This is a genomic window from Paenibacillus sp. MER 99-2 (assembly GCF_023714095.1).
Taxonomy (GTDB): domain Bacteria; phylum Bacillota; class Bacilli; order Paenibacillales; family Paenibacillaceae; genus Paenibacillus.
This window is the reverse complement of the sequence record NZ_JAMAUZ010000016.1, coordinates 36,128-51,870: the sequence shown is the minus strand read 5'-3', so window position 1 is coordinate 51,870 and position 15,743 is coordinate 36,128. Positions and strand designations below refer to the sequence as shown.

Genomic DNA, 15,743 nt, shown 5'->3' with positions numbered 1-15,743 from the left:
TACCCATCCCGAACACGACCGTTAAGCCCTCTAGCGCCGATGGTACTTGGACCGCAGGGTCCTGGGAGAGTAGGACGCCGCCAAGCAAAGAACCACTGCCGATGTTATTCGGTGGTGGTTTTTATTTGTTTATAAACCATTATTAAGTACGGATTATAACCTCAGATAACGCCTATATTCCCCTGTGATATCGCCATTTAAGAATGAATGGTGTTTTTGTAATACCTATACTTTGTCCACACAAGAAATACACTTGTATGCAACAGGAAGTACACCTGATATAACCATTCACTTTCCCTTGACAGGCTAAATATCGCTTTGCTAAGATGGCAATAATAAATTTTTCAGAAAACGCATTTTCGGCGTAAAATACAGCCTAGGATCTTCGGGTTTTGGACCGTAAAGCTGAGCAAACATAAGGAGGAACACCCGCGTGTGGGAAGATAAATTTGGTAAGGAAGGCTTGACCTTCGACGATGTATTGCTGGTGCCACGGAAATCCGAGACACTACCTAAAGAAGTAGATGTATCTGTACGTTTGAGCGATAGTGTAAAACTGAATATTCCATTGATTAGTGCGGGTATGGATACCGTTACAGAAGCAACATTGGCAATTGCTATTGCTCGTGAAGGCGGCATCGGGATTATTCATAAAAATATGTCTGTTGAGCAACAAGCGGAAGAAGTGGATCGTGTTAAACGCTCGGAAAGCGGCGTAATTACGAACCCATTCTCATTGACAGCGGAACACCTGGTATCTGATGCAGAAGCCGTTATGGCGAAGTACCGTATCTCCGGTGTACCTATCGTTGAGGGTGAGCAGAAGTTGGTCGGTATTCTAACTAACCGTGATTTGCGTTTCATCCACGATTACGGCATCAAAATCAGCGAAGTAATGACTCGTGAGAACCTGGTAACTGCTCCTGTAGGCACTACGCTGCAAGAAGCAGAAGGTATTCTGCAGAAGCATAAAATCGAGAAACTTCCATTGGTAGATGAGTCCAACACTTTGAAGGGTCTCATTACAATTAAAGATATTGAAAAAGCGATTCAATTCCCGAATGCAGCCAAAGATGCGCAAGGTCGTCTTTTGGTGGGTGCGGCAATTGGTATCTCTAAAGACACCTTTGAACGCGCTGATGCACTTGTACAAGCTGGTGTTGATTTAATCACTGTAGACTCCGCTCACGGTCATCACATCAACATCATTGATGCAGTTCGTCAATTACGCGAGCGTTTCCCGAACCTTACGATTGTAGCAGGTAACGTAGCAACGGGTGAAGCAACACGTGATCTGATTGAAGCAGGGGCTTCGGTAGTAAAAGTAGGTATCGGACCTGGTTCTATCTGTACAACTCGTGTTATTGCAGGTATCGGTGTTCCTCAGGTAACAGCTGTATATGACTGTGCAACTGTAGCACGTGAGTACGGTATTCCGATTATCGCTGATGGTGGTATTAAGTACTCTGGCGAAATCACGAAGGCACTTGCAGCAGGTGCTCATGCGGTTATGCTGGGAAGCTTGTTTGCAGGTACAGAAGAGAGCCCAGGCGAATCCGAGATCTATCAAGGACGTCGCTTCAAAGTATACCGTGGTATGGGTTCAATGAGTGCGATGAAACAAGGAAGTAAGGATCGTTACTTCCAAGATGATGATAAGAAACTTGTTCCAGAAGGAATTGAGGGTCGTGTAGCTTACAAAGGTCCTTTGTCTGATACGATTCATCAACTAATCGGTGGTTTGCGTTCTGGTATGGGTTACTGTGGAACAAGCAGTCTGGATCAGCTTCGTAATGATACACATTTCATCCGGATTACTGGTGCAGGTCTGCGGGAGAGTCATCCACATGATGTACAGATTACAAAAGAGGCACCGAACTACTCGTTGTAATCGGAAGAGAGTAATTATTTCCAAGACAGGCTTGGCGATTTTCGCCGGGTCTGTCTTTTTTTGCGGATACCCCTGTGATAGAATAGAACAAGCGGTGACGATTCTTTAATGGATTAGGGCGTTGCGGCGATTTTTTGACGTGAATCTATGGAAATGGTATCTGATCAGATAGATAAGCATGCATAGATTGACCCGCTATATAGAAGCGCGGACGTCCATCTACATAAACATGAGAGTTCATGCTGATGAAATGACAGTCAATATTGAAATTCAGGGGCGAGTATATGCTCATTCGATATAGCGCAATAGTACAACGTTACACACGGATTTAACACAGGACGGGGACTAAGAAAATATCGCGGCTCAAGCTGCACTGAAGCATAGAACGGAACGCTTCGGATTTGAAGGGAGTATTCATCTTGAAAGTCAAAACAACAAACAAAAAGAAACGCCAAATGCTTAAAAAAAGCGTTGCCTCGGTGATGCTGATTAATATGTTATGCCTGTCTGCGGTAATGCCTGTCATGGCTGCTGCGAACGGCTCAGGACAAGTCCTTACGGCAGCAGCAACGACGACAAAAACTGAAAAAACAGTTAAAATTCCAGGCGTCGATGACTTAGGGCTTGAAGTTAAGAATGCTGTACTGATGGAAGCATCCACAGGTCAGATCCTTCTTTCTGTTAATGCAGACGAAGCAAAGCCACCTGCCAGTATGACGAAGATGATGACAGAGTACATTGTTGCTGAAGAAGTGAAGCAAGGCAGACTCAGTTGGGATGACGTTGTTACCGTTAAAGAGAATGCAGCGAAAAGCATTGGCTCGCGAATCTTCCTAGCAGAAGGGGATCAGCATACGGTCAAAGAGCTCTATATCGCGATGGCGGTTGGATCGGCCAATGATGCTACCGTTGCTTTGGCTGAACGTGTTGCCGGCTCTGAAGAAGCATTTGTTAAAATGATGAATGATGAAGCAAAACGTATGGGAATGAAGGATACTTATTTCATTAACTCCACAGGACTTGATCGCGCTGATATGCCTGCAAAATTCCGTCCTGCTGAAGATAAAGAAACGATGATGTCAGCAATTGATGCAGCGATTCTCTGCAGATATATTATTTTGGATCACCCGGATTACAAAGACTTCACAACTATTCAATCCTATAAATTCCGTCCAAATGATAAAGCACCAATTATCAACTATAACTGGATGTTGGAAGAGAATAAAAATATAACCAACTTCAAAAGCTATGCCTATGAAGGTCTGGATGGAATGAAAACAGGCCACACCACAAACGCAGGAAACAACTTTACTGGTACAGCTGAGCGTGATGGTATGCGCCTGATCAGTGTAGTCATGGGTACAACATCGGAATCCGCACGTTTCAAAGAAACAAAGAAGGTACTGGATTTCGGGTTTAACAACTTCGAAGTCAAACAGGCTGTTGCTGCTAAAACAAAAGTGACCGGTTGGGAATCTGTTCCTCTGAAAAAAGGTGCAGAAACAACGGTACCTGTTGTTACAGATAATGCTGTAAGTTTTGTTGTTCCGAAAGGAACGCAAGATCTGAAAGTAACGTTTAAAGCGAACATTACTGAAGCAGACAAGTTAGTTGCTCCAATTAAAGCAGGAACTAAAGTTGGAACGGTAACTTATAGCTACAAAGCGGATGGTATTGAGCCGCAGGAGAAAACAGTGAATCTAATTACCGCAGAAGAAGCAGAGAAGGGCGGCTGGTTCCGTCTATTCTTCCGTGCTGTGAAGGACTTCTTCGTTGATCTGTTCGATGGGATCAAAAACTTGTTCTAGTTTTTTCCTGAAATCAAGTTCGTGTTTTTTTTACCGTGACAAATTGCAAGTAATTCCGACTGGATGCATTGTATATTTACAATTTTTCCGGTAAAATATCAAGTTAGAATTCTACGTATGAATCAGTAAAAAAGTCTAAATGTTCTTCTGCCCTGGTATGGTGAATTCACATTCACTATTGGGGTAAGAGCAGCACATACATTACGGGGGGCTTGGAATATGGAAACAGGAACATCGCGCGTTAAAAGAGGTATGGCTGAAATGCAAAAAGGTGGCGTCATCATGGACGTTATGAATGCAGAGCAAGCTAAAATCGCTGAAGCAGCAGGTGCTACGGCGGTTATGGCTTTAGAACGTGTTCCTTCTGATATTCGTGCGGCTGGTGGAGTGGCTCGTATGGCGGATCCAACTATTGTTGAAGAAGTTATGAAGGTTGTGACTATTCCAGTCATGGCAAAAGCTCGGATTGGACACTATGTTGAAGCCAAAGTTCTAGAATCACTCGGGGTAGACTATCTGGATGAGAGTGAAGTGTTGACTCCAGCGGATGAAGTATTCCATATCGATAAGCATGAGTTCACAGTACCTTTTGTATGTGGGGCTAAAGACCTTGGGGAAGCATTGCGCCGTATTGGTGAAGGAGCTTCCATGATTCGTACGAAAGGTGAACCGGGAACAGGAAATATCGTTGAAGCTGTTCGTCATATGCGTTTCATTAACAGCCAGATTCGCAAAGTTACGAACATGTCCAAGGATGAGTTGTATGCTGAAGCGAAGAATCTGGGTGTTGCCTATGAGCTGTTGCTCGATGTACATGAGAACGGTAAGCTGCCGGTGGTTAACTTTGCAGCGGGTGGTGTAGCTACTCCTGCGGATGCAGCACTTATGATGCATCTGGGAGCTGATGGCGTATTCGTAGGTTCAGGGATTTTCAAATCCGACAGCCCTGAGAAATTCGCTCGTGCCATCGTAGAAGCAACAACGCACTACACGGATTACAAACTGATTGCTGAAGTTTCCAAAAACCTCGGAGCACCAATGAAAGGTATCGAGATTTCCAAGCTTTCGCCTTCTGAGCGTATGCAGGATCGCGGCTGGTAAGAGAAGGGGAATTGCAGATGAAGATCGGCGTTTTAGCACTTCAGGGCGCAGTAACGGAGCATATTCGTAGTGTTGAGCAAGCTGGGGCAGAGGGAGTGGCCATCAAACACATCGAGCAGCTGGATGAGTTGGATGGGCTGATCCTCCCTGGCGGTGAGAGCACGACAATTGGTAAACTGATGCGCAAATATGGCTTTATGGAAGCTATTCGTGAATTTGCAGCAGCAGGGAAACCGGTGTTTGGTACATGCGCGGGGTTGATTGTAATGGCCAAGCATATTGTAGGTCAGGAAGAAGCGCATTTGGAACTGATGGATATGACCGTATCCCGTAATGCTTTTGGACGGCAGAGAGAGAGCTTTGAGACGGATTTGCCAGTCAAGGGTATTGAGGAAACGGTGAGAGCTGTATTCATTCGGGCTCCTCTGATTGAAAGCGTAGGAGAACAGGTTGAAGTTCTTTCCACATACAAGGATGAAATTGTAACAGCACGTCAGGGGCATTTGCTGGCTTGTTCCTATCATCCTGAATTAACGGACGACTATCGCTTGCATGCTTACTTCGTAGACATGGCGCGGTCATATAAAGCGTCTGTGCAGAATCTATAGTAACGATGAACAACCTATGATTGCCCGGAAACGGATCGCTCCTATAATCACTCTACAGAGTGGATGTAGGGGTTGCATCTAATCGGATGCCTGATGTTGCCCGTATCTGCTTCCAAAGCGGGAATCGCAGCATAGGGCATCTTCCGAGGTTCATGGGTTGTTTTTAGTGTTAACGAATGGTGAAAGATACAGGCTCACAAAGAACTACTGATCTACATATCAGAATCTACATTTGTGGGGCTATTAGGAGGGGTAATCGATGCTTGATGTGAAGATATTGCGGAATGAGTACGCACGTGTAGAAGAAGCACTAACGAATCGCGGCAAATCACTGGATCTCATTGCTGGATTCACCGAAATGGATACCAAACGCAGAGAACTGCTGCAAGAGAATGAAACGTTAAAAGGTCGCCGAAACACAGTATCAGGAGAAGTAGCTCGCCTGAAGAAAAACCGGGAGAACGCAGACGACCTGATCGTCGAGATGCGTGAGGTTTCCGATCGAATCAAAGCTATGGATGAAGAGGTTCGTGAATTGGAAGCGAAGATTAATGAGCTGACGATGGCGATTCCTAACATTCCGAATGAGAGTGTGCCCGTTGGGGCATCTGAAGAAGACAATGTGGAGATTCGTCGTTACGCAGAACCCAAATCATTTTCTTTCACACCAAAAGCCCACTGGGAAATTGCTCAGGATCTCGATATCCTTGATTTTGAAGCAGCCGCTAAGGTAACAGGTTCCCGTTTTACGTTTTACAAAGGACTTGGTGCTCGTCTGGAGCGAGCTCTGATTAACTTCATGATGGATCTGCACAGTGATCAGCATGGATATGAAGAGATCCTGCCTCCTTATATCGTAAACCGCGATAGTCTATTTGGTACAGGACAACTGCCTAAGTTTGAAGAAGACTTGTTCAAGCTGAAAGATACAGAGTATTACCTGATTCCAACGGCTGAAGTTCCGGTAACGAACTATCATCGCGAAGAGATTCTGAACCTGGATCAGCTTCCTAAACACTTTGTTGCATACAGCTCATGTTTCCGTTCAGAAGCAGGTTCGGCTGGACGCGATACGCGTGGTCTGATTCGTCAGCATCAGTTCAATAAAGTAGAATTGTTGAAACTCTCTTCTCCAGAGACTTCTTATGAAGAATTGGAGAAAATGACTCAGAACGCAGAACGTGTATTGCAATTGTTGGAACTGCCTTACCGTGTTCTGACATTGTGCACAGCTGATATGGGCTTCACGTCAGCGAAAACCTATGATATTGAAGTATGGTTGCCGGAAAGTGACACATATCGTGAAATCTCTTCATGCTCTAACTGTGAGGATTTCCAAGCACGTCGGGCCAATATTCGTTTCCGTAGAGAACCAAAAGCGAAGCCGGAGTTTGTACACACATTGAACGGTTCAGGGCTTGCGGTTGGACGTACAGTAGCTGCGATCCTGGAGAACTATCAACAGGAAGATGGCACGGTCGTAATTCCAGAGGTTCTTCGTCCTTATATGGGTGGAATCAGTGTCATTGCACGTCGCGCATAGTACATTGCCTGTAATATATTCTAAAGCGTGAGATCAGATCTAAATCACGAATGAAAATAGACCCGTCATCTAGGATGGCGGGTTCTATTTTTAATTGAACCAGAGCCAACCCTTTTATAACTTACTGTAAGTTGGATACTTGGGGCTCAAATAGACCAAAATAGAAGGACTAGTTTCGATCTGTATCGTGCTTTAATTAAAGCAGGCAAAAGATCATATAATGAATTTAAATAAAATTTTAAAAATATTGTTTAAAAAGCTTGCTATAATGCACATGTTTATGGTATGATATTTCTCGTGGCAAGTTTATAAAATGTTTTTCCCTGGAGAGGTACCGAAGCGGTCATAACGGGGCGGTCTTGAAAACCGTTAGGGGGCAACTCCACGTGGGTTCGAATCCCACCCTCTCCGCCATATACGTTAATAACAAGGACTTGAGCTGATGCTCAAGTCCTTTTTTGATTTTATATAAGGAAACTGGCAATGCCAACCGTTTAGCGATAAGTGTAGCATAACTGGTGCGAAACCAAGCAGGGGCGAGATGCATAAAAACATCTTCATCGCCGCACTTTATAGAAGTGGAGGTGGTAAGATGAACCGCGAGTTAAACATTAATCAGTCAGAGCTTGTAGGAGCATGGCAAGAGCGTTTACCCGAAGTCCTGAATGTAGGCGATCAAGCACAAGTGATGGCAGACGAGGCCGATCAACAGGCCATTCGTATTCACATTGCGACTGCTGGACATCAGATGTACTCCTTTGACTTCAAATGCGCTTATGTGGATTCTCGGGAGGTCAATGTACAGTTAGTCGATGTGGAACGGGATGGACAGTCAACGGATGAGCGAACCGAGCCGATTCAGGAGCTTGCTCACGATTACACGCGGCATATTCATGAATGTGCCCAATCGTTACAATCTAGAACCAGACCATAACCCTAAACGGGGAAGGAGTGATTCGAGTGAGCAAAGCCAAAGCGGGAGTGGACAAAAATCTACAAAATGTAGCTGAAGACCTTGAGCAAACGGCTGTCAACAGCCACCATGCCCAGCAGATTCAGCAGGATGTGAATGATCGTCGACATCAAGATTCACTGAATCATGATAAAACGGAAGACATGAATCCATCTCATTCCTAATTTTAAAAGGGGGAACAGAACACCATGAGCAAACCTAAAGCTGTCCCTGTACCGGAGGCACAACCTAAGCAGCATAGGCAACCTTCTAAGGGGTCTTCCATGCAAGAGCCATTATCGGGTTCCAAAAAAGTAAAAAACCAAAATCATGTCGATCACCTGAACCCAGAGGGTTAAACATGCTACAGGCGTAATAGACCTGTACTCTTCAATACAATCAATAGACAACACCAAAAAAGTCCGGTGGGTAAAAGCCGGATTTTTTTGCGTATTCGTACATATCTAGCCTTTGTAAACCGTTACCATTGAAATCTGACATAGGTCTTTGTAGCCAATTTGCAGAAGAAAGATCACAAATTTCCCAAATCGTGTTTCCGTTTCAGAATAAATGGTATATCATTAATGTTGAATTATTTTTTTTAGGGGTTATCACGAGAGGAGAGAAACAAATGAAGAAACGCATGGGGGCGCTTCTGCTTACAATGTTGTTGACTGTGTCTATGGCCTTAACAGCATGCGGTACGAAGCAAGAACCAAAAGAGGCATTGAAGACGGCTGCGTCCAACGCTTCTAAACTAACTTCGTATGAAATGAGTTCCAACTTTACAATTAATGATCTGAGCTATAAACCTGGAACGGAGTCACAAGGTGATCCTACCATGACTCAGTTTATGAGCATGTTGAAAGACGCTCAGTTGAACGTGACAGGCGTTTACCAAAGTGAGCCTATGCAAACAGAAATGACGCTTGGCATTGAGCTCAAAGGTGATATGGGCATGACGTTCAATATCCCAATGGTTATGACAGCAGAGAAGCTCTATGTTAAGGTGCCAAATGTTCCATTCTTCCCTATTCCAGAAACGATCGTTAACAAGTTTGTTGAGATCGACTTGAAGGAACTGGCTGAACAAGAAGGAACAGAGTTCAATCCGCAAGCTATGGATGCTGCAAAAACACAGAAGCTCAGCAACGAAGTGATGGATGCGGTATTGGGTGAGTATGATCAAGAAAAATTCTTCAAAAACATTGCTGTAAAAGATGCAGCACTTCCTGAAGAAGTAGATGCTAAACAAGTTGTGCAATTCTCCGTTACGAATGACAATGTAAAAGAAGCAGTTACGGTATTGGTAACGAAAGCATTGCCTAAAGTAATGGATATCGTGTCCAAAGAAGAATATCGCGAAATGCTGCAATTGAGCCAAGAGGATATTGATAGAGCGAAGGAAGATCTGAAGATCACTGAGGCTGATCAAGCTGAAATGTCCAAAGATCTGGATAAATTGAAAGAAACGCTGACAATCAATAAATTCAACATTGACTTTGCCCTGGATAAACAGGACTTCCCGGTTTATCAGAAATTGGATGCTGATCTGTTGATCAAACAACCAGATACGAAGGATGAAGTTAAATTGGCCTTCACAGGTTCGAACACATACACTAAAATCAACGAAAAACCAGAGTTTAAAATTAACATTCCAACTGGTGATAACGTGATTACAATGCAAGAGCTCGAAGAACTGATGAATTCTTCCTACGGTTACTAATACCAACGTAACCCCACCACAAGACCGTCTATATTCAAACGGAGGAACATTCTCCGCTTTGAACATGGGCGGTTTTTTTTGCGTGAAATGAATGTAACACGCTATACAACGGATGCATGGGAATATAAACTTTAGATAATATAAGTTCGTCAGACGTACAGGAGGAGTTATAAATGATAAAACTGGATGATGAGCAGCTAGCACTCGAATTTGTTGAGCATCCGGTTCATGTCTATGGGGTTTATCGCACAATATTGGAAGCAGACAAGCTCTATGGAGGACATCGAGAGAAAAAAACAGAGAAGCGAGCATTACTACTTGTGCTTCGTGGGCAAGCTGAATTTCATTTCACAAATACAGAGGGAGAACTGTTTCTAATCCACTTGTATCCCGGCAAGGTAATTATGGGTGGCGAAAATATGCATTTAGAGATCCAGGTCAGTGACGAGGACTTTGAATATGTATTAATTCATTATTTACCTACGCTAGTTGTGGAAGGTGGGACTACATCTATTACATCCTCTGCTTTGCATGAGCTTCAGATGAACTTGAATGATCCAGAAGTAAGGATCCAAGGAGAACTTATGCTTGCAATCTTGAACGTTGCATCCAAACCTGGATATATGGATCAGTTAGAAAAACAGACGTTATTTTATCAATTGCTCATCTCCGTATTTCGAGGGGCAAGGAATGCACGGAATCAGGAGAATGGCAAATGGATGTATGCTGCTCAGGAGTTTATTCATGCTCAATATTCCGAGCCGCTTACACTTGGCGAACTGGCAACCCAATTTGATATGAAGCCTAAATACTTCTCGCATTTATTTCAGAAATACACTGGAATGGGACCGATGCGTTACTTGATGCAGTATCGTTTGAACCGTGCACAAGAATTACTTGAAATGGGGAGTTACACCGTACGGGAAGTGGCTGTTAAAGTAGGGTATGCCGATCCATACTATTTCAGCAGAGTGTTTAAATTGCACAAGGGGATTGCACCTTCAGAAGTGAGAAAGATTATGGGACATGGAAACAATCCATCCTGAATCGGACAGTATCCATTGTGTAGGTGAGTTTCACTGATATAATTGATTGATAATGATAATTGTTATCATAAATTTGCAAGTTATATTGGAGGAACTTTCGAAATGCACAGAATGGGGTATAAAGGTTGGGTCTTGGTTGTCGCATTATTTTGTTTTGTTTTACTGATGGCCGCATGCTCGGCAGCACCGAAGACAGAACAAAGTCAAAGCAATATAGAGCAGAGCACCGCTACAAACGGTGAAGGGGCAGACGAGGCAGCAACGTCCACAGAGACGGGAACTGATACGTACCCGCGTACGATCCAGACGGCTCGGGGGGATATGGAAATTGAGCAGCAACCGAAAAAAATTGCACTGGCTCACTGGGGGCTAAGTGATGATCTGCTAGTGTTCGATCTCGATTCCGTTGCAATTACACTCCCGTTTACAGAAGAACAATCCTTATTAAAGAGTGATATTTATAAGCCATATGTAGAGGGAATAAGCAATCTTGAGGTTGTTGGTGAGAATACACAGGTTAATCTAGAGGCATTGCTCGCTTATGAACCAGATTTGATTATAGCAGGTAATGTAACGAATAAGGACATCCTGGAACAGTTAGATCAGATTGCGCCCACGGTTGTTGTGGATGAGGAAAAACAGGATGTATTCAAAGAATGGCGTGCGGTTATTACCGAATTTGGACAAATTTTAGGGCAAGAAGATACAGCTAAAGCCTATACCGACGATTTTGAACAAAAGCTAGTTGAAGGCAAGAACAAGCTACAATCTGTTGAGGGTAGTGTTGCCTTCCTGCAGATCCGGGAGAAACAGGCCTATCTTCAATCCGCTGAATATATCACTGAGTACTACGAAGGGCTAGGGCTTACGCCTCCAGCAACAGAGGCTGCGGGTGAGCTCACTTTGGAGGGTATTGCGAAGCTCGACCCTGACTATCTTATTTTAGGATACTTCAACATGGAAGATTCGTCTTTACCCGCGGTAACGGATGAGTGGGAAAAAAGCGAGGTATGGAAAGGGCTAAAAGCCGTGAAGAATGGTCAAGTCTACAAAATAAATGGACAGGTTGCCTTCGGTTTTGGACCAGTTAGCAAAACATATGGAGTAGAGACCATAATAGAGAGCCTACAAGCAAAATAAGGTTCGAATTAAAGTGCAAATTAAAGTACGATAACGAAAAAACCGCGCCACTCCCTTCTTTGGGGGTGATGCGGTTTTCTTGTATCGCTCCATTTTTTCGGGGGATCGGGTTATTGAGTGCGCCCCTATTTTACTGGTGAGTGATTAGTCTGATGCTTGTCCGTGTAGATCATCGAAGAGTACGGCATAGATCTGATGGTCTTGATATAGCCCATTAATCTTAAGATATTTACGTGCAATACCTTCTGCTTGAAAGCCGTTTTTCTCAAGCACACGTTGCGATCCTGTATTAGAAGGTAAAATGGCAGCTTGTACACGGTTGAGCTTCAGAGCGCGAAATGCGTAGGCTACAGCCAATTTCACAGCCGCAGTCATTCGTCCACCGCCCTGATAGTCGGGGTGGATGAAGTAACCCATATCTGCATAGTTGGCGACACCGTGAACAACGTTGTTTAGGCTAACTTGACCAATGAGAGTACCATCCTGAATCGTATAGATTCCGAACTGATACCCGGTTCCTTCTTCAGAAGCCTTCATTCGATCCTGAATACGTCTAGTCTGAGCCTCCAGCGTATAGAACTCATCCTCTCGTATAGGCTCTACAGATTGATAGGGAATGCGTGTAATCTGAATGAGATCTAGATAAGCTTGTGTATCTTCTAATGTTAATAAACGCAGGCTGATACCGTTCGGTGTGTCGTATAGTGTCAGTGCCATAATTACATTGCACATCCTTTCAGAATGAATGAAGTCTATTTTTTACGTAAACGTCGGAAAAATTGAGTGAGCATCGTGGAGCATTCAGGCTGGAGTACATCTGGGATGACATCTGTTCGATGATTGAAACGGGGCTCCTGCAACAGATTCATCAATGTTCCTGCACATCCTGCCTTTGGATCAGCTGTGCCATAGATTACACGTGGAACGCGTGATTGTACGATCGCACCCGCACACATAGGGCAAGGCTCAAGCGTAACGTATAGACTGCAATCTAGCAGTCGCCAAGCTCCAAGCGTTTCACTGGCCTGACGAATAGCGACCATTTCTGCATGGGCTGTCGAATCCAGTGTTGTTTCACGTAGGTTGTATCCACGCCCGACGATCCGGTTATTCTGCACGATGACAGCCCCAATAGGGACTTCCCCAAGTGCCTCCGCTTTTTGTGCCTCAGCAATGGCTTCCCGCATCCAGTACTCGTGCCTAGCATCTTCTGGAAGGTGGGAAAGATCAATATGGGAGGAAATATCATTCATTACAGTTAAAAGCTCCTTTCAAAAACGCTTATTCAGCGAACGCATATTCGGTTTGTTAACATGTTGTGTATAAGTCTGTGGATAACTACGAAGTTGCTCACATAGTTATAAACATACTATCCACAACCCTGTGGATTTGTGTACAGTTTTTGTGACTTATTTAATTGTAGACATGGAAAAATCGAAAAAACAATAAATTTCGAGCTTTTCAGCCAAACGGTAACTTTTGGGCTATGGTCAATTATCCTTTTCAAAAACACATACAACCGTTATGATGGATATAGGTTTTGCCATATATCGCCAAAGGGCACAAGCCGAGAGGTGAACAAAAAGTTGTCTATAAAAACGAAATTATCCATGATTATGTCGTGCTCAGTGCTCGTTATTTTAGTATTGAATATTGCACTGAGTTACTATACTACAGAAGAAAACCTTAGACAGGACAGCGAGAACAAAATGGTGCTGACCGCTAAACAGATTGCGATTTCTGTCGAACAGAATCAGTATAGTTCAGAATATGTAAAACGCCAGATTGGTAGTAATCTGTGGCTTGCTTCGGTTATGACTGCAGAAGAACTAGATCCGGATATTAATAATATCACAAATGAAGACCTTGTACGTGTGAGCAAAAAGGTAGGCGTGTCCCATATATCGCTCATGGAACAGACGGAGGATGATATCATTGTAACCCGTTCTTCCGATCCGCGGGAGATTGGGCTTTCTACAAAATCCATGACGTATTGGTATCAGGCCTTCCAGCAATTGTTCGAAAAGCATCAGGTCACCATTCCCCAAGGGCAGGCGCTGGATCATTTCTGGTCAGATGGATTCGAATATTCGACATCCAGTCCATCAGATATTGATATATGGGGCTACTACCATGATGGGAAGAGGAACTACATAATCAATCCCTTCTATAATAATGCCGAAGTTGATGACTATGTGAAGATCTCTGGTCCAGATGAGATTTTGAACAAAATTCGTGAAGTTAATCCTTCCATTCTTGAGATTACAGGTATTAATCCTTTAACCTTTGGTAGTCCAAGTATGAACGATGACGGAAGAGATAGTAACTTTAGCAAGTTAAACAACAAACCCATCAGATTCGGAACATATCAATATGGCACAACGGAAGAGGATCACCGTGCAGTGGTGAAAGCTATTCGTACGGGACAGAACGTGTCTTTTGTCAGCGAAACACATGATCAAAAAGTGTTAAAGAGCTTTATTCCTATTTTTACTCCCAATCAATCGTCTTATGTAATCGGAATTGTCATGGACTATAAGCAGATATCTTCGATGGTGTCAGAGCAATTGGTCAGCCATGCTTCGATCTCCCTTGTATTACTTGAGATTGTGATCTTCGGCAGTTATCTGCTCGCAGGATATATCACGCGTCCGATTCAATTGATATTGGGCAAAGTAAATGATGTCGTTGATGGGCATTTCGATTTCCGTCTAAAAGTGAAGAGGAAGGATGAGCTCGGACAGCTCGCCAATCGAATTAATGCCATGATTCGCAATCTTGGTCATTATACGAATCGCCTTAAGCAGATGTATGAAGAGAACCGCGCAGTCAAAGAGCACCTGGAATCCATTATTAATCAGACTGCGGATGCGATTCATATTACGGACCTGGATGGAAATGTACTTCGGGTAAACCGTGCTTTTGAGCAGCTGTATGGCTGGCGTAGCCGTGAAGTAGAAGGGCGAACCTTGAAGATCATCCCTCCAGAGGCAGAAGAGGAACGACGTGAGCAGCATGCTCAATTAATTGAGGGCATGTCCATCACCTCTAATGAAACTACTTGGATGAAGAAGGACGGAACTCGTGTAGAAGTGAGTGTAAGTACTGCTCCGGTTCGAGACGAAGAGGGCGAAATTACAGCACTTATCAGTGTGTCGCGAGACATCACAAGTCGCAACCGGATGGAAGAGTTGCTGAGACGTTCCGAGAAGTTAACGACTGTAGGGCAATTGGCTGCCGGCGTTGCACACGAAATTCGGAACCCACTAACCACGTTGCGAGGGTTCCTTCAACTTCAACAGCAGACGAACAAACTCAATCATCGTCATCTGGACTTAATGCTGTCAGAGCTAGACCGCATCAATCTCATCGTTGGTGAGTTTCTGATCTTGGCGAAGCCACAGGCGGTTCATTTTCAAGATCGGGATATCCGTTTTATCCTTGGAGATGTGATCTCACTGCTTGATAGCCAAGCTCATCTGCATGGTGTAGAATTTGTGCTAAGTGCCTCATCCGATTCGGCTATGGTACACTGTGAAGAGAACCAATTGAAGCAGGTATTTATTAACTTGCTCAAAAATGGTATGGAGGCTATGCCTAATGGAGGAAGCATTCGAATTCGTCTTCACCATGAGGAAGAGCTGAATCGCGTAAGGATTGAGATTAAGGACGAAGGAATTGGTATTCCTGAAGAGATGATGCCGAAGCTGGGCGAGCCGTTCTTCACCAACAAAGAGTCGGGAACGGGTCTTGGTCTGATGGTCAGTCAGCGCATTATTCAATCACATAAGGGCATGATGGATATTAGAAGTGTCATGAACAAGGGGACAACGGTTATTATTGATCTTCCAGCTTCGGATAAGTTGCCAGAGCAAGCAGAAGACAATAACGGCACGGAGCAGCCCCCTACAGACGAAGAGAATTAGAT

The 15,743-nt window shown here is 43.9% G+C and carries 14 protein-coding genes, 1 tRNA gene and 1 rRNA gene; 14 read left to right on the top strand and 2 right to left on the bottom strand.

What is annotated here, in order from left to right; all coding sequences use genetic code 11:
* The 13 genes from rrf to M3636_RS28600 all read left to right on the top strand — a co-directional run.
* Positions 1–86 (top strand): 5S ribosomal RNA (rrf, locus tag M3636_RS28660); the annotation flags it as partial.
* Between the two features lie 347 nt (positions 87–433).
* Positions 434–1,891, top strand: a complete 1,458-nt coding sequence (guaB, locus tag M3636_RS28655) for an IMP dehydrogenase (RefSeq protein ID WP_128099787.1) — start codon at positions 434–436, stop codon at positions 1,889–1,891.
* 455 nt (positions 1,892–2,346) lie between these two features.
* On the top strand, positions 2,347–3,699 hold the full coding sequence (locus M3636_RS28650) for a D-alanyl-D-alanine carboxypeptidase family protein (RefSeq protein WP_174715322.1): 1,353 nt from the start codon (positions 2,347–2,349) through the stop codon (positions 3,697–3,699).
* Between the two features lie 219 nt (positions 3,700–3,918).
* Positions 3,919–4,800 (top strand): pyridoxal 5'-phosphate synthase lyase subunit PdxS, encoded by an 882-nt coding sequence (gene pdxS, locus M3636_RS28645; RefSeq protein WP_056698065.1) that lies wholly within the window; start codon positions 3,919–3,921, stop codon positions 4,798–4,800.
* A 17-nt stretch (positions 4,801–4,817) separates the two neighbouring features.
* Positions 4,818–5,408, top strand: coding sequence for a pyridoxal 5'-phosphate synthase glutaminase subunit PdxT (gene pdxT / locus M3636_RS28640; protein WP_128099789.1), 591 nt, complete (start codon positions 4,818–4,820; stop codon positions 5,406–5,408).
* A gap of 259 nt (positions 5,409–5,667) precedes the next feature.
* On the top strand, positions 5,668–6,951 hold the full coding sequence (serS, locus tag M3636_RS28635) for a serine--tRNA ligase (RefSeq protein ID WP_145410966.1): 1,284 nt from the start codon (positions 5,668–5,670) through the stop codon (positions 6,949–6,951).
* Between the two features lie 325 nt (positions 6,952–7,276).
* Positions 7,277–7,365: transfer RNA gene (locus tag M3636_RS28630), tRNA-Ser, on the top strand.
* 178 nt (positions 7,366–7,543) lie between these two features.
* Positions 7,544–7,885, top strand: coding sequence for a hypothetical protein (locus tag M3636_RS28625; protein ID WP_128099791.1), 342 nt, complete (start codon positions 7,544–7,546; stop codon positions 7,883–7,885).
* Positions 7,886–7,911: 26 nt separating this feature from the next.
* Positions 7,912–8,088: a hypothetical protein gene (locus M3636_RS28620; protein WP_164848572.1), complete on the top strand. Its 177-nt coding sequence runs from the start codon at positions 7,912–7,914 to the stop codon at positions 8,086–8,088.
* A gap of 24 nt (positions 8,089–8,112) precedes the next feature.
* Positions 8,113–8,262: a small acid-soluble spore protein P gene (locus M3636_RS28615; RefSeq protein ID WP_128099792.1), complete on the top strand. Its 150-nt coding sequence runs from the start codon at positions 8,113–8,115 to the stop codon at positions 8,260–8,262.
* 272 nt (positions 8,263–8,534) lie between these two features.
* A complete protein-coding gene (locus M3636_RS28610; RefSeq protein WP_128099793.1) occupies positions 8,535–9,629 on the top strand; it encodes a hypothetical protein in 1,095 nt (364 codons plus the stop codon).
* Positions 9,630–9,802: 173 nt separating this feature from the next.
* Entirely contained in the window at positions 9,803–10,675 is an 873-nt protein-coding gene (locus tag M3636_RS28605; RefSeq protein ID WP_251384703.1) for an AraC family transcriptional regulator, read from the top strand.
* A gap of 102 nt (positions 10,676–10,777) precedes the next feature.
* Positions 10,778–11,815, top strand: a complete 1,038-nt coding sequence (locus M3636_RS28600; RefSeq protein ID WP_251384702.1) for an ABC transporter substrate-binding protein — start codon at positions 10,778–10,780, stop codon at positions 11,813–11,815.
* Positions 11,816–11,959: 144 nt separating this feature from the next.
* Here the strand turns inward: M3636_RS28600 and M3636_RS28595 are convergent, their stop codons facing one another.
* Positions 11,960–12,532, bottom strand: a complete 573-nt coding sequence (locus M3636_RS28595) for a GNAT family N-acetyltransferase (RefSeq protein WP_128099795.1) — start codon at positions 12,530–12,532, stop codon at positions 11,960–11,962.
* Between the two features lie 35 nt (positions 12,533–12,567).
* Positions 12,568–13,068: a tRNA adenosine(34) deaminase TadA gene (gene tadA, locus M3636_RS28590; RefSeq protein WP_128099796.1), complete on the bottom strand. Its 501-nt coding sequence runs from the start codon at positions 13,066–13,068 to the stop codon at positions 12,568–12,570.
* A 333-nt stretch (positions 13,069–13,401) separates the two neighbouring features.
* Here tadA and M3636_RS28585 point away from each other — a divergent pair, with 333 nt between their 5' ends.
* Positions 13,402–15,741: an ATP-binding protein gene (locus M3636_RS28585; protein ID WP_128099797.1), complete on the top strand. Its 2,340-nt coding sequence runs from the start codon at positions 13,402–13,404 to the stop codon at positions 15,739–15,741.
* Positions 15,742–15,743: the final 2 nt, after the last annotated feature.

What these genes read in the sequence shown, in the direction of transcription:
- M3636_RS28610 (WP_128099793.1), top strand. Translation starts at nt 8,535, where the DNA reads ATGAAGAAACGCATGGGGGCGCTTCTGCTTACAATGTTGTTGACTGTG.
- pdxT (WP_128099789.1), top strand. Translation starts at nt 4,818, where the DNA reads ATGAAGATCGGCGTTTTAGCACTTCAGGGCGCAGTAACGGAGCATATT.
- M3636_RS28615 (WP_128099792.1), top strand. Translation starts at nt 8,113, where the DNA reads ATGAGCAAACCTAAAGCTGTCCCTGTACCGGAGGCACAACCTAAGCAG.
- pdxS (WP_056698065.1), top strand. Translation starts at nt 3,919, where the DNA reads ATGGAAACAGGAACATCGCGCGTTAAAAGAGGTATGGCTGAAATGCAA.
- M3636_RS28650 (WP_174715322.1), top strand. Translation starts at nt 2,347, where the DNA reads ATGCTTAAAAAAAGCGTTGCCTCGGTGATGCTGATTAATATGTTATGC.
- M3636_RS28625 (WP_128099791.1), top strand. Translation starts at nt 7,544, where the DNA reads ATGAACCGCGAGTTAAACATTAATCAGTCAGAGCTTGTAGGAGCATGG.
- serS (WP_145410966.1), top strand. Translation starts at nt 5,668, where the DNA reads ATGCTTGATGTGAAGATATTGCGGAATGAGTACGCACGTGTAGAAGAA.
- tadA (WP_128099796.1), bottom strand. Translation starts at nt 13,068, where the DNA reads ATGAATGATATTTCCTCCCATATTGATCTTTCCCACCTTCCAGAAGAT.
- M3636_RS28605 (WP_251384703.1), top strand. Translation starts at nt 9,803, where the DNA reads ATGATAAAACTGGATGATGAGCAGCTAGCACTCGAATTTGTTGAGCAT.
- M3636_RS28600 (WP_251384702.1), top strand. Translation starts at nt 10,778, where the DNA reads ATGCACAGAATGGGGTATAAAGGTTGGGTCTTGGTTGTCGCATTATTT.
- M3636_RS28595 (WP_128099795.1), bottom strand. Translation starts at nt 12,532, where the DNA reads ATGGCACTGACACTATACGACACACCGAACGGTATCAGCCTGCGTTTA.